Below are 259 nucleotides of genomic sequence, written 5' to 3'. Positions count from 1 at the left end.
CAATTGGCCTTATCGGTCATCATCATCATTTCATTTTCAAGTCTATGTTTTTGATGACGTACCAAACTGTTTGTTTCTGCCAATCCTGAAAAATCATTATCTAGTTTATGTAAAGCCGTTTCTTTTAACTTTTTCATTAAAATAACTTCCTGCTTTTCTTCTGGCAGCTCACTTCCGGCATCACTTACTTTTAATAATTTTAAAATCGGCGACAATAACAAACCTTGTCCGACCAACGTAATTAATATTATAACGAAAG

Annotated in this window: 1 pseudogene; it reads right to left on the bottom strand. The window is 33.2% G+C overall.

Going from position 1 to position 259, the window contains the following annotated elements:
- Positions 1-259 (bottom strand): annotated as a pseudogene (locus SCA31_RS24140) (Na+/H+ antiporter); the annotation flags it as partial.

The organism is Chryseobacterium sp. SIMBA_028 (assembly GCF_046535285.1).
Taxonomy (GTDB): domain Bacteria; phylum Bacteroidota; class Bacteroidia; order Flavobacteriales; family Weeksellaceae; genus Chryseobacterium.
Note: the sequence above shows the minus strand (reverse complement) of the source record. Positions and strands in the feature narration are given on the sequence as shown.